The following is a 13,012-nucleotide window of genomic DNA, read 5'->3' on the forward strand; positions in this document are numbered from 1 at the left end:
AATACACAACACAACAACAAAGCGTGCAATATTGACGACGTGAATGTGCCTTCCACCGCTAGCGACACCCACACTTACGAATAACGGGGCGGCGAGTCACTCGTTGGAGTTGACTGAAAGTCTAAAGGTCTGCTGTTCGCTCAAAGCAGACCTCATGCCTTAAGGCTTCCAAGCTCATACCCTCTCGGTGTCACCCCAACCACGTCCTTAAAATCTCGAATCAAATGCGATTGGTCGGTGTACTCAAGTTGAGCAACGATATCGAGAATGTCGGCATGACCGCTGTCAAGCTGCTCGAGCGCTTGATGCAGGCGGTATTTACGGATAAGCCATTTGGGGCTGAGGCCAACATAAGTTCTAAAGTAACGTTGCAGCATGCGCGGCGAATGTCCTGAGTGTTCAGCAAGCTCGGTGACTTTGCATAGCGAGCTGTCTTCTTTCATTAGGCGAACCAGATGACGCACCACACTTTGAGCTTCTGATACCGGCGTTGCAAAAGGTTTGAGGCTGGCTTGCAGTGTTTGGCAAATGGCGCTGTCATCGTTAACGTTCAACAACTTCGAAAGCTCAGCCACCACATCAGCGTCGAACACTTTGCTGGCGTCGATTACTTTGTCGACATAACTGGCAAGCGGTAAATCCAACAGCTCATCTAAAGCACCTATCTCGAATTTAACGCCAATAATCTTGCCCTCGCCTTTCATCTCATAAGCATAAACTTTGCTAACAGGGCTAATAATTCGCGCGCCCTCATCATTAATGACCAAATGAAAATTCGGGTCGGGCAGGTTTTGCTGCGTATGGGTCTTGCTCTCTGCCAAATTCCAGTCGACCAACCAGAATTGCTCGATCATGTCAGCGAGGCAAGCATCAGGAAAGTAACGCCGCAGGCGGTAATGTTGCTGGCTTTGTTGCTGATGCAGCACGCCGGTAATCTTTGATGTGTTGTTCTGCAAGCGCAGCTCCCTAGCGCAAACCGATGTCGTATTTTTACAATACCAGATCGTCAGCGCTGTGCTAGTGTTGCAACACAACGAACCTATAACCAAGAAGATAGAAGATGGAACTCAGCGGAACTTTTCAAATCACTGACTGGCAAGAAAACGTCGATAAAAAATTAAGCGATGGTGCTAAATTAAGCACCGCCGTTGTCCAACAAAGCTACACTGGTGACTTCACTGGTAGCAGTGAAGTGCGTTATCAGCTCTGCTATGACGCTCATGGCGATGCTATCTTTGTCGGATTTGAAACCCTTACACTTAACGCCGACCACGCGCCAGCGATCCTTGTTTTGCAGCATAGTGGCGCATTCAAGAACGGGGTTGCCTCAAGTCAGTTTATAGTCGTTGCCAGCAGCGCCGACGCCTCCTTGCTCGGCAGAAGCGGCAGCTTTAAGTCAACGGAAGGCGGCAAAGCCGACTACGAAATCACTACCTAGGCACAGCTAAAGCGCCCATTCCTCGCGCTTAGCGACAAAAAAATCGAGAAAGGCTCGCACCTTGGCCTGCACTGGGCGTGACGGGTGGTAGTATGCGTAGACCTCTGCCTCTTCCCACCAATGTTCTTGAAGAACTGCGCACAGCTTACCTTGCTTGATTAAGTCTTGGATAGCTGTGGTATTTGCGGGTGCGTTAATCAGTCCAAGCCCTGCCACTGCGAGCTCAACGTGCCCTGCCACGGTTTTAATTTGGCACTCTGGCGTCACGTAGTGTGCCTGGCCGTCGTCACCTTTGGCGACCAGAACATTCTTCGGTTGGTTGTGCAAATAACCTATGACCTTATGGCGCTCAAGAGCTTCAAGCGTTTTGGGTGTGCCCATTGCAGCCAAATACTCCGGCGAGGCAAAGATGCCATAGGGCGATGACCAAAGTGTTTTGCGTTTCAGGCCAGGATAGCGTTGGCCAAGATAAGGCCCGACAGCCCAAAAGACGTCAAAATCATCATCAATAACGTCAATAACCGACTCTTTGACGTCAATCGAGATGCACAAACCGGGATAACGCTCAGTAAACTCTGCAAGCCACGGCACGAGAGTTTCAGTGACGACCTCATTGGACTGACAAACCACGCGCAGTTCGCCGGTAACCGTAGTTTCGTTCGTTTCGCCCCACTGCAAAAGGTCTTGGTAATGCTCCAAGAAGGCCTCGGATTTCTTCTTAAACTTCACGCCAAATTCGGTGAGCACGAGTTGTCGCCGCGTGCGAATAAACAACGCTTGGTTGAGCTTTGTTTCGAGACGCTGAATTTGTTTGCTGATCGCCATCACCGTTTTCGACTCAGCTTCAGCAACGCGCGACATATTGCCGGTCTCAGCGACTTTACAAAATACCCTTAGATCTCGGGGATGAATCACTTATAAACCTTTTATTTAATTTTTCTATACTATTAATACATTTATTTACACATCTCAAGTCATTAATCTCTCTGTATTCAAAAATACATGAGACGAAAATCCAATGACGATTCAACCTAACGAATGGCTCATGCTGTTTATCATTGTTTTAATGCCAGTTTATAGCTTGTGGGAAGCCGATAAAGTCAAAATAGCCATTCTTGCGGGTCGGAAAACCAAGATCCGCGCTTATCAAGAAGCCATGCTTTTCATGTGGGCCCCAACCCTAATGTTGCTCGCTCTCATGGCCTATGGCGCATTTGCACCAAGCGATTTTGGCTTGCTGTGGTTGGGCAACCTTGCTAACTGGATAGGTACGGTATTCGTTGTCGCTATTGCGGGTTATTTTGCCTACTCCGCTTATACGCTTGTGCACAATGCTGCCGCGCGCAAAAAATTTCGTGAGGCCTCGCCAAATCATGACTGGATGATGCCGGCCAACAAACGCGAACTACGCTGGTTCACTCTAGGTTTATCGGTGTCCGCTGGCGTTTGCGAAGAGCTTCTATTCCGAGGCTTTATCATCGGTGCCTTAGGCGACAATCTAGGTGTTATTGTTAGCTTAATTCTGAGCAGTCTTTTATTTGGTCTGTGCCTCGTTTATCAGGGTTGGATGAACGTCCTGCGCACCGGCATCATCGGCTTGGTCCTCGGTGTCATTTTCATTCTCACAGAATCGCTATGGGTGGCCATTGCCCTGCACGCACTCGTAGACATCTACGGTGGGATTGTCGGTCATGTTCTCCAAAAGCCTGAAGAACAGATGGTGGAATAAAACATAAACTTGCAAACTGTATCTTTTGGGATACACTTGAAGCATGAAAAGGATTCAGACGACCATCCAGTTCACGCAGTGGCTGGATCGCTTAAAGGACTTAAGTGGGAGGGCTCGGGTGCAAACCCGAATTCAGCGTCTAGCTATGGGCAATCCCGGCACACATAGAAATTTGAAACACGGCGTGTCTGAGTTAAAGGTTAACGTTGGTCCAGGTTATAGGGTCTATTACACGGAGCGCGATAACCTTCTGATTGTCCTGCTTTGCGGCGGCGATAAAACCAGCCAACAAGATGATATCAAGCGAGCCTACAATTTAGTAAAAGGCTTGGAGTCTTCAAATGACAACTAAAACTTATGACTACGATGTAGCTGACCATCTGCGTACACGCGAAGAAATGGCGGCTTACCTCGAAGCAGCTATTGAAGAAAGCGACGGCGATGCCGCATTTATCGCAAGTGCGCTTGGCGATATAGCACGAGCACAAGGCATGTCTGAATTGTCACAAAAAACTGGGCTTGGTCGTGAAAGCCTTTATAAAGCGCTTTCAAAAAATGGCAACCCTAAATTCAGTACGGTACTTAAAGTTGCGAAAGCGCTTGGCATGCGCTTTGAGATTAAACCTGCAGCTTAGTCAGTTCGCGTCCGCGATAAAACTTACGGTCCGCCAAAGCAAGCAGAGCATGGTCTTCAGCAGTGTCGCCATAGGCGAATATAGTACCGTAATCGCTGAGTTCGAGATGGCTTTTCACGCGCTCAGCTTTCGCTAAACCTGTGCAATCGCCGTCGACATAATTGCCTGTTAGGCGACTGTCGATAGTCTCCAGTTGAACGCCAATGAGCTCAACGCCCATGGCGTGGCACCAAGGTTTTAAGTACACCTCTAGCGATGCCGAAACGACAACAATTCGGTCGCCGCGCTGCTTGTGCCAGTGCATACGCTCGACCGCTTCAGTGCGTAACACTGTTGGAAGGTAGTTCTCTGCATAGTCCCGCCCAAGCGCCTCAAGCCTCGCGCTCGTTACGTTTTTGAAAGCAAACTTAATGAGTCGCTGGCGAATCGTTGTGGCCTTTACTAGGCCCATTCGGTAACCCATGACCGATGGAGCGAGCACCACACGACCCCAGCGTCGCTGACGTGCAGAAACGGCACCTTTAACGAAAGCTGTGAAGGTGTCGGAATGCGTAATGGTGCCGTCAAAGTCGAACAAAGCTAAATTCATTGGCAAAATGTAAACAACCCAGCATTGATTTACAACTTTTCGTTTACAACTGATAGCCCTGTGCGTAATGTCAAACAACTTATGGAAAGCCATACTAATCAACGAGGATGCATCATGTTTGCCGCCGCACTTTCATTCAAACGCCTGTTCGCTGTAGCCCTAACTTTAGTCGTCGCGGGCTGCGCAAGTGCACCTGAAGCACCAGCAACCGAAGTAGAAGCATTCACGCTTAAACATGCCCGGTACGGTCACACCGCAGTAGCAGACGACGAAGCGATTTATGTGTTTGGTGGCACCAATGAGCGTGGCTTTATTAGTAATATTGAGCGCATTGACCTAGTCACCAAAACTTCGACTGTGCTGCCTGTGCGCATAATGCCACGTCGTTATGCGTCCGCTGTGTGGGATGGCGGCGAATTAATTTATATCTTTGGTGGCGTAGGCGTGCATGAAGGGCGTTATCGAGTTGAGCCAACGATTGAGATCTTCAATACCCGTACACGCAAAGTAAGCCGCACCAAAATGCATCTGCCGCGCCGTCTGAACAGCGCGGCGCGCTTAGGTGAACAAATTTATGTCGTCGGAGGCTCAACCTTCGATGCCAACGCCAGCGAAAAGGGTGAGTTTCGCGCAACTCCTTTAGTAACCGCGTACAACTTCAACAATGAAAAATTGAACCGCTTGGCCGACTTGTCCGACGCGCGCGACACCCAGGTCTTTACCCACGACAGCAAGCTTTGTGCCGTCGGCGGTTATAACCACAACGACATGTTCGCCCGCTTCGACTGCTACAACCCAACGACAGATACTTGGGAAGCCATGCCAGATATGCCATCAGCAACCAGCGCCCACTCTGTTGCGGTGCATGGTGACAAACTCTACGTGTTTGGCAATTACAATAAACTCGACCAAGCGCTGGTGTTTGATTTCGCTACGCAGCAATGGTCAACGGCTGATTTGCCGTACCAAGCCAGTCGCCACAATGCCGCGGTTACCTTCGGCAACGAGATCTTTGTCATTGGCGGCACTACAGACGGCAAAGGACCTGCGCTCGATACGATTCAGGTTTTTGCGTTAAAAAAATAGGCATCTACCAGTAGCCTGGTTTTTTAATCGGCTTACTAATGCAAAAATGAAAAAACCGCCGAAATGGCGGTTTTTCCTCCCTAAACTGCAGCCGACTAAATGTCTGCCGTAAAGGGTGAGTCGTGATTTAAGTGTTATCAAACTACCCTCTGAAGTCAAGTCGCTCTTGAGTAGCTACTACTCACTAATCTCGACCATGCGCAACACACCGACGTCAACACCAATCAACTTCGCAAATTTATCTTGGCTTAAGTTGATCTGTTGGCGAATCTTCTTTACCTCAACAGCTGCGACAAATTGCGCTCGACTAGGTACTTTTTCACCCTTCGCGATTGCGTCCATCTGCTGCACACTTTCTAGTAACTCGTCGAATGTTGTCGTTTTCATGGTTGCCAGTTCTCCAAAATACGCCGAAGGCTAAATTATACGCCACTGACCTAAAAACGACAGTAATGGCTATAAATGTCGACAATTATACCCATTATATGTGATTTTAATTAGCATAAAGCCTTATAGATCGATATATTGTCGACAAACAAACAATGACCTACTCGTATGAATCTTTACACTATTACCGGCTTACTCAATTCCATCCTTATCGTCGTTAGCCTTGTTGGCGTATATGCTCAGCTGAAAACAATCTGGGACCGAAAACAACAAAACACCTCCAGCGGAGAGGCGACTTCGCTGTTATCGTTAAATCAGTTCTCGGTTAGTTTCCTCGCCTATCTCTCATTTTTTGTTTACGGCTACTCGATTTCTCCATTTAACCATTACATTGTATGGCCGCGCTTAACAGCCGCCTTGCTCGTGGGCATGATTCTTTTTGAAATATGGCGAGATCGAAAGACAAAGGCGTCGTTTGTAACCTTTACAGTAGCTTTAGCGCTTATTTGTCTGGCGATCATAGGCTTATTGCTGGGTAAAACGATTGCAGATCATGGGCGTTACATTTCAACCACACTTATCATTGTTATTGCGGTGATGATCGCCCAGGGCTATTACCACCAAATCAAATTGATTTATAACTTTGGCAACACCGGCGCAGTTAACATTCGAATGAGCCAATTCATTTTATTGATGGATGTATCGACGATCGCATTTGCGCTAACAATGGGCTTTGCAGATGGTTGGCCGCTACTCGTTTTAGCTATTACCAGCGCAATAACGAAGTTAGTGATCATGTACTTATTCCGTTGGGTGCGCACAAGCCCGCAAGCCCAGCAACGGCGCGTAGATAGCTGTTAAGACCGCGCTCTACTCACCAATATCTTCAAACCAAAGTTTCGGTTTTGCGGCAATGAACGTCGTCATCAATTCAATGCAGGTTGGATCTTGTAGCACATCGACCTTCACACCTGCATTGCGCAGACGTTCTTCTGCGCCCATAAAGGTTTGGTTTTCGCCCACCACCACATGCGGAATGCCGTACAGTTCAATCGCGCCGGAACACATGCAGCACGGTGATAATGTCGTATAAATCGTGCACTCTTTGTAAACCGAGGCGGGTTGCCGACCGGCATCAGCAAACGCATCCATTTCGCCATGCAAAATAGGACTACCGCTTTGCACGCGCCGATTGTGCCCACGGCCAATAATCTTGCCGTTATGCACCAACACCGAACCAATCGGCACACCGCCCTCTGCGAGTCCTTTTTGCGCCTCTTCAATTGCCGCTTGCATGAATTTGTCCATAGTCATTCCTTTTATAGTTTCAAATAAAGCGTATCAATCGTTACCTAAGCCAAGCTTTCGCTTTTTCATATAAGCTGCCAGTGCTCGATCATCGGCATGGTCACTATTACAAAGCGCAGCATAAACGCCCTGTTGATCCTCTTTTTTACGGTGTTGTCCGAGCTTTTCTTTGGCATGAATGGCATCGATCTCGATTTTAAAGCCAACGACAGCTTTACGCAGCCTCGCTTGGTAGTCTTCTGGCATCACTTCGTTGGCTTCCAAGAGCTCAGGCTCATACTTGCGCACAAGCTGCTGCATTGCTTGTGCATTTTCACTCTCATTTAAGAGCGTCAGCACGCCATAACAATGCACCGCCGCATAGTTCCACGTCGGGACCGCCGGTTGTGAGCTGTACCACGTCGGCGAAATGTACGAATGAGGTCCGTTGAATAGCACCATCACACGCTTTCCCTCGGCAGCTTCCCAGTGTGGATTCGCGCGCGCAAAGTGCCCGTACAAACAGCCAAACGCGCCCTCGTCGGGCGCCAAAATAAAGGGCAGATGCGTGGCGTTTAAGTTATCGGAGACAAGCGCGCCAAAACCAAATTTTGAAATAAACTCAGCGATGGATTGTGCGTCCGTCATTGCCATTTTTGTCGGGATATACATAGGTACCTTTTTTAATTCGACTCGACGAAACCTTAAATGAATTAACAGCATTATGATTGGTGCTCTGCTATACTAGCACGCTATTTTTTGCGCATTGTGCGCAATTTGCGCCTGACGATGCGCCCGCCGAAGAAGTGAACTAACACCATGTCTGAAACAACACCTCCAAACACGTCAGAAACGGCGCCAAGCGTACGCCGATTCGCCGAGCTCAAACTTAATGACGCGCTTCTGAGTAGCTTAAATGAAGCCAATTTTACTGAAATGACGCAGGTGCAAGCCTACAGTTTGCCGAAAATTCTGCGCGGTGAAGACGTGGTGGTACAGGCCGAGACTGGCTCGGGCAAGACAGTGGCATTTGCTTTGGGCTTATTGAGCAAACTCGATACCGAATCTTTTGCGCCGCAAGCGCTGGTATTGTGTCCTACGCGGGAACTCGCTGAGCAAGTCGCTGACGCGATTCGCAGGCTGGCGAAGGTCATGGGTAACGTGAAAGTGTTGACCTTGTGCGGCGGTGCGCCGTCGAAAGTGCAAGCGGCATCCCTCGAGCATGGTGCGCACGTATTAGTTGGCACACCTGGCCGCGTTCTCGACCACCTGCAAGCCGCACGTTTAAATTTAGCGCAGTTGCAAACCTTGGTGCTCGACGAAGCCGACCGTATGCTCGAAATGGGCTTTCAGGACGAACTTGCCGGTATTATTGCGAAAACGCCAAGCGCCCGCCAAACGTTGCTGTTTAGCGCAACTTACCCGCAAGGCATTCGCCAGCTTACTAAGCAAGTTTGCAATAATGCTGAGATCATTAAAGTTGCGGCTAGCCAAACGCAAATTTCAATTCAGCAGCGCTTTTATCAACTCGATGACGCTGCGCCAGCGCAGGCGGTACGCGCGTTGTTGCTCGAACTGCAGCCCGGCAACTGCATGGTGTTCTGCAACACCAAAGTCGAAACCCAGAACATTGCCGATGCGTTAAAAAGCAAAGGCTTTAGCATCCTTACGCTGCATGGTGACATGGAACAGAAAGATCGCGACCAAACCATGGTGCAATTCGCCAACGGCAGTGGTCGTGTATTGGTTGCCACCGACGTGGCGGCACGTGGTTTAGATATTGCTGAGCTCGATCTGGTTATCAATGTCGGCATGGCGCACGATATCGCCACTCACACCCACCGCATCGGGCGTACCGGTCGTGCCGGTGCCGAAGGTCTGGCGGTCACGCTGATTGGTGGCAAAGACGACTACAAGATGCGCTTACTTGAAGATACGCTGTCAGCGCCGATTAAATTGCTCGAATTGCCCACGCTAAATACCACTACAGCGCCATTAACGGCAGAATTTGTCACCCTACAACTGAATGGCGGCAAAAAGCACAAGCTCCGCCCAGGCGACATTGTCGGTGCGTTAACCCGTGACAAGAAATTGAGTGTCGATGACATTGGTAAAATTAAGGTGCAGGCACAGTGGGCGTACGTGGCAGTCAAGTCGACCAAGGTGAATCACGCCTTGGCCTTAATTAACAATGACAAAATTAAAGCGAAACGCTTTCGAGCATGGGCGTTGTAGCACGCCCCTCACTTTAATCGTCGGCGGGCTTGTTGAGCTTTAACTTACGACGGCTTGCGCCCGTCTCGTCTGACTTTTTCGCATGGCGCGACTGCGCCCAAGGCGATTCCGCTTTGGCCTCAGCTCGCTTACCTCGCGGTGCTGGTTTGAGGCCGTCTTTACCCACATTTTGTTTTATTTTCTGCGGTGGCTTACGGCGACGATGGCCTTCTGGCGCTTCCGATGACGAATGCTCTATCGACTTCATCAGCTCGCTCATTTCGCTGTCGGTAAGGTTACGCCACTGGCCTGGCTGCAAGCGCCCAAGACTGACATTCATAATCCGCACGCGCTCAAGCTTACGAACTTCATAGCCAAAGTATTCACACATGCGACGGATCTGTCGGTTCATACCTTCGATCAAAATCATACGAAAGGTAAATTGCGACTCTTGGCGGACCTTACACTTTTTCGTTTTGGTCCCGAGAATTGGCACGCCACTGGCCATGCCTTTGATAAAGTCAGGCGTGATCGGTCGATCCACGGTCACCACATATTCTTTCTCGTGCCTATTACCGGCACGCAGGATTTTATTGACTAAATCGCCGTTACTGGTCAGGAAAATCAGCCCTGACGAGTCTTTATCTAAGCGCCCTATCGGAAAAATACGGCTCTTATGTCCGACAAAATCGACCATATTTTTCGGCTCGGACGAATCGGTGGTACTAACGATGCCAACAGGTTTATTAAGCGCAATAAAGACAAACTTTTCTTTATCGGTCGGTTTGATATTTCGGCCATTCACCAGAACTTCATCGCCAGGCATCACTTGATCACCCAGCACCGCAGGTTTGCCGTTTATTTTGACCACACCTTGCTCGATAAAGCGATCCGCTTCACGCCGCGAACAAAATCCGCTTTCGCTAATAAATTTGTTTAATCGTTTTCCTGCCGACTCAGGCATAAAACCTCTGTTTGTGCTGCTAATAATAAAAGACCACGGCTATACTCAACTTCTAAATACACGTAAGAAGGAATAAAACCGATGGCTAGTGTATCAATTAATTACGTTGAGCTACCAGCAACAAACATCGAAGCCACGAAAAAGTTCTTCAGTGAAGCTTTTGATTGGCGTTTTGTCGATTATGGCCCTGACTATGCATCGTTTCTGGGCGCCGGTCTCGATGGGGGCTTCTACACCTCAGAACTTAGTGCCACCACCGCCCAAGGCAGCATACTCGTCGTGCTCTACAGCCCAAGGCTAGAACAAGCGCAGCAATCAGTTGAAGAAGCTGGCGGCACCGTGATTAAGCCGATTTTTGAGTTCCCTGGTGGCCGCCGCTTTCACTTCACTTGCCCCAGCGGCAACGAATACGCCGTCTGGTCAGAATAAGCACCACAATTACTTTTGTGCCATCAGCGCATTAAAATACCGATAAAAAGCAGCTCTTTTCTTAGCATTAGGTTGTGTTGCTTGCTGAGTTGAATTTGTCTTTTTCATGACATCTCTCCTTTAGTTCATAGGTTTGCTTCGTTGCGGAGAGCATGCTAAAACCTAAACCTAAGTTTAGGTAAAGGCTTTTTTTATGGATTTATCAGTAGGTCAAATTGCCGAGCGTTGCGGGGTCAATGTTTCAGCTATTCACTTTTACGAACGCAAAGGGCTGATTCATAGCTCGCGCAGCACTGGAAATCAGCGCCGCTTTGGCCGCGAGGCCATTCGCCGTGTGTCGATTATCAAAGTCGCCCAACAGCTTGGGATCAGTTTGGAAGAAGTCGCAGAAGTATTCGAGCCATTACCGAAATTTGGCGCACCGAGCAAAGCTGATTGGCAAAGCGTTGCTGAACAATGGCAGCAACGCTTGCAACAACGCATAGCAAAACTTCAGCGGCTCAAAGATTCGCTCACGGGCTGTATTGGTTGTGGCTGCCTCTCCATGACCGCGTGCCCACTTTATAACGCGGACGACAAGCTCGCCGAGCAAGGCCCCGGCCCAGTTATATTGAATAAAGATTAAATGCGTTGATGATTAAAATACAACCGACATTAAAGGTCGAATGCCAAACAAATAAGTTAGGTATCCGCCAATCATTAACCCAGCAATGATCAGAGTCGGCCGCATCATAAATCTTAGCGTCCAACGTTTTCTCTTCCACGGCTTCGCTTCAGTCATCGCTTATCTCAATCTTGCTATGTATCAATTGGCGCGCCTGCGCCAAATACGTTTTTACCGATCCCAAGGGGAGTCTTAATAACTTGGCAGTTTCACCATGCGAATGCCCTAACCAATCGCAGTGTAAAAACACTTTTTGTTGCGGCTCAGATAGCACCCCGAGAATGTTTTCAAAACGTTCAAAATCAACGTCATGAGCCACAGGTATGTCGGTTACGCCGCTATCTCGCATTCGACTTAGCAGCTTAATCCATCGGCTTGATGCCCGTGTTGAGTCAACCCACTTGGTGTATGCAATACGGCATAACCAAGTTGAAAACTTTGCTGCACCTCGAAAGTTGTTGATATACAGAAATGCACTTAGAAGTGCCTCTTGTACAATATCATCAACCTCGTCTATTGAGGCGCCACGAGCCAACAAAAAACGCTTTAGAATAAGAGGCTTATCCACAAATAAGCGATCGGCGACCTTTGGGTCACCGGTTTCTTGTAATAAAGCAATGAGCTGTCGCTCATTACTATTTAGCATGGTATCCACTAGGCCAGCTTGAGCTTACTCAAACCAATAAAAACAATCCCCATCACCAAGGGTAAAATTGCCAACGCCGCAATGGCGTTCTCAAGATTCATATTGCCACTCGTTGGCAGTTCAATGACCCAAGTGAAACCAAGAATGGCAGCGCCACTGCCAAGTAAAATGAGTCCTAAACGCAAGTCTTTAATGCTTTGCCGACGTCCTTCGCCAAGCGCATGAATAACTTCGGGCGTCACCGATTTGCCTTGCTCAAGCAAGGATAACGTTGTCTTCGCCAGTAATTTCCGTTGTTTAAAACGGAACAACGAAATAATAAATACCGCCGCGACGACCGCGATAAAAAAGCTCGCCGGAACCATAATGTCAACCCAAGCATTCATAGGCCAAGCCCCCTAATGATGATTAAAACTCAATACACGTTTCATCTTCCAATGTTCGCCTTCTCGTACCCAAATTATCGAAAAGTTTGCATCCGAAGTGTGTTGTTTTTCTTGCTTATCAGGGTACTGCGCATAAAAGCTATGCTGACCTTCAACAACCATCGCGTAAATCTCGCCGTTCTCGCGTAACGGGAAAACTTCAAAAGTGCCCTCTGTTAGTTCCCGACTCGCTTTGTAGTCTAACGCGCAGATGCCCTGCTCAATACTGTCAATGTAGGCTTGCTTGCCACGCATCAAGCCTCCAACATCATGATAGAATTCAAGATCTTCTGCAATAATGTTAGAAAGTTCAGCGGTTTTGCAGCTGTTAAAGCTTTGCTCAAACAAAATGTTATCCAATTCACGAGCTTGATTCGTAAGTTCATCGTGTGATTGCGTGTGTGCCACTGGCGTGAATCCTAAAACGCCCAGTAAAACCGCTTTTAGTACTCGTTTCATAAATTCCTCCAAATGTTGGTTTTATCATTAGACGTTACCCCTGAATGAATTGGATGTGAC

At 48.4% G+C, this 13,012-nt stretch carries 19 protein-coding genes; 9 read left to right on the forward strand and 10 right to left on the reverse strand.

Annotated elements, in window-relative coordinates:
* Window positions 1–152 precede the first annotated feature (152 nt).
* The gene (locus NV375_RS03945) at window positions 153–956 is read right to left on the reverse strand and encodes a helix-turn-helix transcriptional regulator (RefSeq protein ID WP_258807048.1); all 804 of its coding nucleotides are present in this window, start codon (window positions 954–956) and stop codon (window positions 153–155) included.
* 104 nt (window positions 957–1,060) lie between these two features.
* Here NV375_RS03945 and NV375_RS03950 point away from each other — a divergent pair, with 104 nt between their 5' ends.
* On the forward strand, window positions 1,061–1,438 hold the full coding sequence (locus NV375_RS03950; RefSeq protein WP_258807049.1) for a DUF3224 domain-containing protein: 378 nt from the start codon (window positions 1,061–1,063) through the stop codon (window positions 1,436–1,438).
* Window positions 1,439–1,444: 6 nt separating this feature from the next.
* On the opposite strand, the gene NV375_RS03955 is transcribed toward NV375_RS03950, so the two are convergent.
* Window positions 1,445–2,353 (reverse strand): LysR family transcriptional regulator, encoded by a 909-nt coding sequence (locus NV375_RS03955; protein WP_258807050.1) that lies wholly within the window; start codon window positions 2,351–2,353, stop codon window positions 1,445–1,447.
* A 103-nt stretch (window positions 2,354–2,456) separates the two neighbouring features.
* Here NV375_RS03955 and NV375_RS03960 point away from each other — a divergent pair, with 103 nt between their 5' ends.
* The 3 genes from NV375_RS03960 to NV375_RS03970 are packed head-to-tail and all read left to right on the forward strand — an operon-like array spanning window position 2,457 to window position 3,802.
* Window positions 2,457–3,167, forward strand: coding sequence for a CPBP family intramembrane glutamic endopeptidase (locus NV375_RS03960; protein ID WP_258807051.1), 711 nt, complete (start codon window positions 2,457–2,459; stop codon window positions 3,165–3,167).
* 43 nt (window positions 3,168–3,210) lie between these two features.
* Window positions 3,211–3,519 (forward strand): type II toxin-antitoxin system RelE/ParE family toxin, encoded by a 309-nt coding sequence (locus NV375_RS03965; protein ID WP_258807052.1) that lies wholly within the window; start codon window positions 3,211–3,213, stop codon window positions 3,517–3,519.
* Window positions 3,509–3,802 carry an addiction module antidote protein gene (locus tag NV375_RS03970; protein WP_126770738.1) on the forward strand — a complete coding sequence of 98 codons (294 nt, stop codon included), beginning with the start codon at window positions 3,509–3,511 and terminating at the stop codon, window positions 3,800–3,802. The genes NV375_RS03965 and NV375_RS03970 overlap by 11 nt, the downstream gene beginning before the upstream one ends.
* Here the strand turns inward: NV375_RS03970 and NV375_RS03975 are convergent.
* Window positions 3,786–4,391: an HAD family hydrolase gene (locus tag NV375_RS03975; protein ID WP_258807053.1), complete on the reverse strand. Its 606-nt coding sequence runs from the start codon at window positions 4,389–4,391 to the stop codon at window positions 3,786–3,788. The genes NV375_RS03970 and NV375_RS03975 overlap by 17 nt on opposite strands.
* A 114-nt stretch (window positions 4,392–4,505) precedes the next feature.
* Between NV375_RS03975 and NV375_RS03980 the strand changes: the two genes are divergently transcribed.
* Entirely contained in the window at window positions 4,506–5,477 is a 972-nt protein-coding gene (locus NV375_RS03980; protein ID WP_258807054.1) for a kelch repeat-containing protein, read from the forward strand.
* Window positions 5,478–5,654: 177 nt separating this feature from the next.
* Here the strand turns inward: NV375_RS03980 and NV375_RS03985 are convergent, their stop codons facing one another.
* Window positions 5,655–5,864 carry a hypothetical protein gene (locus tag NV375_RS03985; protein WP_258807055.1) on the reverse strand — a complete coding sequence of 70 codons (210 nt, stop codon included), beginning with the start codon at window positions 5,862–5,864 and terminating at the stop codon, window positions 5,655–5,657.
* 168 nt (window positions 5,865–6,032) lie between these two features.
* On the opposite strand from NV375_RS03985, the gene NV375_RS03990 reads away from it, so the two are divergent.
* Window positions 6,033–6,725 (forward strand): hypothetical protein, encoded by a 693-nt coding sequence (locus NV375_RS03990; protein WP_258807056.1) that lies wholly within the window; start codon window positions 6,033–6,035, stop codon window positions 6,723–6,725.
* Between the two features lie 9 nt (window positions 6,726–6,734).
* Here NV375_RS03990 and NV375_RS03995 read toward each other — a convergent pair whose 3' ends face one another.
* Both NV375_RS03995 and NV375_RS04000 read right to left on the reverse strand, forming a co-directional pair.
* Entirely contained in the window at window positions 6,735–7,172 is a 438-nt protein-coding gene (locus tag NV375_RS03995; protein ID WP_258807057.1) for a nucleoside deaminase, read from the reverse strand.
* Between the two features lie 33 nt (window positions 7,173–7,205).
* Window positions 7,206–7,823: an FMN-binding negative transcriptional regulator gene (locus tag NV375_RS04000; protein ID WP_258807058.1), complete on the reverse strand. Its 618-nt coding sequence runs from the start codon at window positions 7,821–7,823 to the stop codon at window positions 7,206–7,208.
* A 147-nt stretch (window positions 7,824–7,970) separates the two neighbouring features.
* Here NV375_RS04000 and dbpA point away from each other — a divergent pair, with 147 nt between their 5' ends.
* The gene (dbpA, locus tag NV375_RS04005; RefSeq protein WP_258807059.1) at window positions 7,971–9,386 is read left to right on the forward strand and encodes an ATP-dependent RNA helicase DbpA; all 1,416 of its coding nucleotides are present in this window, start codon (window positions 7,971–7,973) and stop codon (window positions 9,384–9,386) included.
* 13 nt (window positions 9,387–9,399) lie between these two features.
* Here dbpA and rluF read toward each other — a convergent pair whose 3' ends face one another.
* Window positions 9,400–10,329 (reverse strand): 23S rRNA pseudouridine(2604) synthase RluF, encoded by a 930-nt coding sequence (gene rluF, locus NV375_RS04010; protein WP_258807060.1) that lies wholly within the window; start codon window positions 10,327–10,329, stop codon window positions 9,400–9,402.
* Window positions 10,330–10,410: 81 nt separating this feature from the next.
* Here rluF and NV375_RS04015 point away from each other — a divergent pair, with 81 nt between their 5' ends.
* Both NV375_RS04015 and soxR read left to right on the forward strand, forming a co-directional pair.
* The gene (locus NV375_RS04015) at window positions 10,411–10,758 is read left to right on the forward strand and encodes a VOC family protein (protein WP_258807061.1); all 348 of its coding nucleotides are present in this window, start codon (window positions 10,411–10,413) and stop codon (window positions 10,756–10,758) included.
* 193 nt (window positions 10,759–10,951) lie between these two features.
* Entirely contained in the window at window positions 10,952–11,383 is a 432-nt protein-coding gene (gene soxR / locus NV375_RS04020; protein ID WP_258807062.1) for a redox-sensitive transcriptional activator SoxR, read from the forward strand.
* Between the two features lie 148 nt (window positions 11,384–11,531).
* On the opposite strand, the gene NV375_RS04025 is transcribed toward soxR, so the two are convergent.
* The 3 genes from NV375_RS04025 to NV375_RS04035 are packed head-to-tail and all read right to left on the reverse strand — an operon-like array spanning window position 11,532 to window position 12,952.
* Entirely contained in the window at window positions 11,532–12,068 is a 537-nt protein-coding gene (locus NV375_RS04025; RefSeq protein WP_258807063.1) for an RNA polymerase sigma factor, read from the reverse strand.
* Between the two features lie 8 nt (window positions 12,069–12,076).
* On the reverse strand, window positions 12,077–12,454 hold the full coding sequence (locus NV375_RS04030) for a DUF6249 domain-containing protein (RefSeq protein WP_258807064.1): 378 nt from the start codon (window positions 12,452–12,454) through the stop codon (window positions 12,077–12,079).
* Between the two features lie 12 nt (window positions 12,455–12,466).
* On the reverse strand, window positions 12,467–12,952 hold the full coding sequence (locus NV375_RS04035; RefSeq protein ID WP_258807065.1) for a nuclear transport factor 2 family protein: 486 nt from the start codon (window positions 12,950–12,952) through the stop codon (window positions 12,467–12,469).
* Window positions 12,953–13,012 lie beyond the last annotated feature (60 nt).

The organism is Pseudidiomarina sp. CB1, from assembly GCF_024752025.1.
GTDB lineage: Bacteria > Pseudomonadota > Gammaproteobacteria > Enterobacterales > Alteromonadaceae > Pseudidiomarina.

Excerpts from the sequence above, each read along its gene's own strand:
- NV375_RS03990 (WP_258807056.1), top strand. The coding sequence starts at position 6,033 with ATGAATCTTTACACTATTACCGGCTTACTCAATTCCATCCTTATCGTC.
- dbpA (WP_258807059.1), top strand. The coding sequence starts at position 7,971 with ATGTCTGAAACAACACCTCCAAACACGTCAGAAACGGCGCCAAGCGTA.
- NV375_RS04030 (WP_258807064.1), bottom strand. The coding sequence starts at position 12,454 with ATGAATGCTTGGGTTGACATTATGGTTCCGGCGAGCTTTTTTATCGCG.
- NV375_RS04035 (WP_258807065.1), bottom strand. The coding sequence starts at position 12,952 with ATGAAACGAGTACTAAAAGCGGTTTTACTGGGCGTTTTAGGATTCACG.
- NV375_RS03985 (WP_258807055.1), bottom strand. The coding sequence starts at position 5,864 with ATGAAAACGACAACATTCGACGAGTTACTAGAAAGTGTGCAGCAGATG.
- NV375_RS03965 (WP_258807052.1), top strand. The coding sequence starts at position 3,211 with ATGAAAAGGATTCAGACGACCATCCAGTTCACGCAGTGGCTGGATCGC.
- NV375_RS03950 (WP_258807049.1), top strand. The coding sequence starts at position 1,061 with ATGGAACTCAGCGGAACTTTTCAAATCACTGACTGGCAAGAAAACGTC.
- NV375_RS03995 (WP_258807057.1), bottom strand. The coding sequence starts at position 7,172 with ATGGACAAATTCATGCAAGCGGCAATTGAAGAGGCGCAAAAAGGACTC.
- soxR (WP_258807062.1), top strand. The coding sequence starts at position 10,952 with ATGGATTTATCAGTAGGTCAAATTGCCGAGCGTTGCGGGGTCAATGTT.
- NV375_RS03975 (WP_258807053.1), bottom strand. The coding sequence starts at position 4,391 with ATGAATTTAGCTTTGTTCGACTTTGACGGCACCATTACGCATTCCGAC.
- NV375_RS04025 (WP_258807063.1), bottom strand. The coding sequence starts at position 12,068 with ATGCTAAATAGTAATGAGCGACAGCTCATTGCTTTATTACAAGAAACC.
- rluF (WP_258807060.1), bottom strand. The coding sequence starts at position 10,329 with ATGCCTGAGTCGGCAGGAAAACGATTAAACAAATTTATTAGCGAAAGC.
- NV375_RS03960 (WP_258807051.1), top strand. The coding sequence starts at position 2,457 with ATGACGATTCAACCTAACGAATGGCTCATGCTGTTTATCATTGTTTTA.
- NV375_RS03980 (WP_258807054.1), top strand. The coding sequence starts at position 4,506 with ATGTTTGCCGCCGCACTTTCATTCAAACGCCTGTTCGCTGTAGCCCTA.
- NV375_RS03970 (WP_126770738.1), top strand. The coding sequence starts at position 3,509 with ATGACAACTAAAACTTATGACTACGATGTAGCTGACCATCTGCGTACA.
- NV375_RS04015 (WP_258807061.1), top strand. The coding sequence starts at position 10,411 with ATGGCTAGTGTATCAATTAATTACGTTGAGCTACCAGCAACAAACATC.
- NV375_RS04000 (WP_258807058.1), bottom strand. The coding sequence starts at position 7,823 with ATGTATATCCCGACAAAAATGGCAATGACGGACGCACAATCCATCGCT.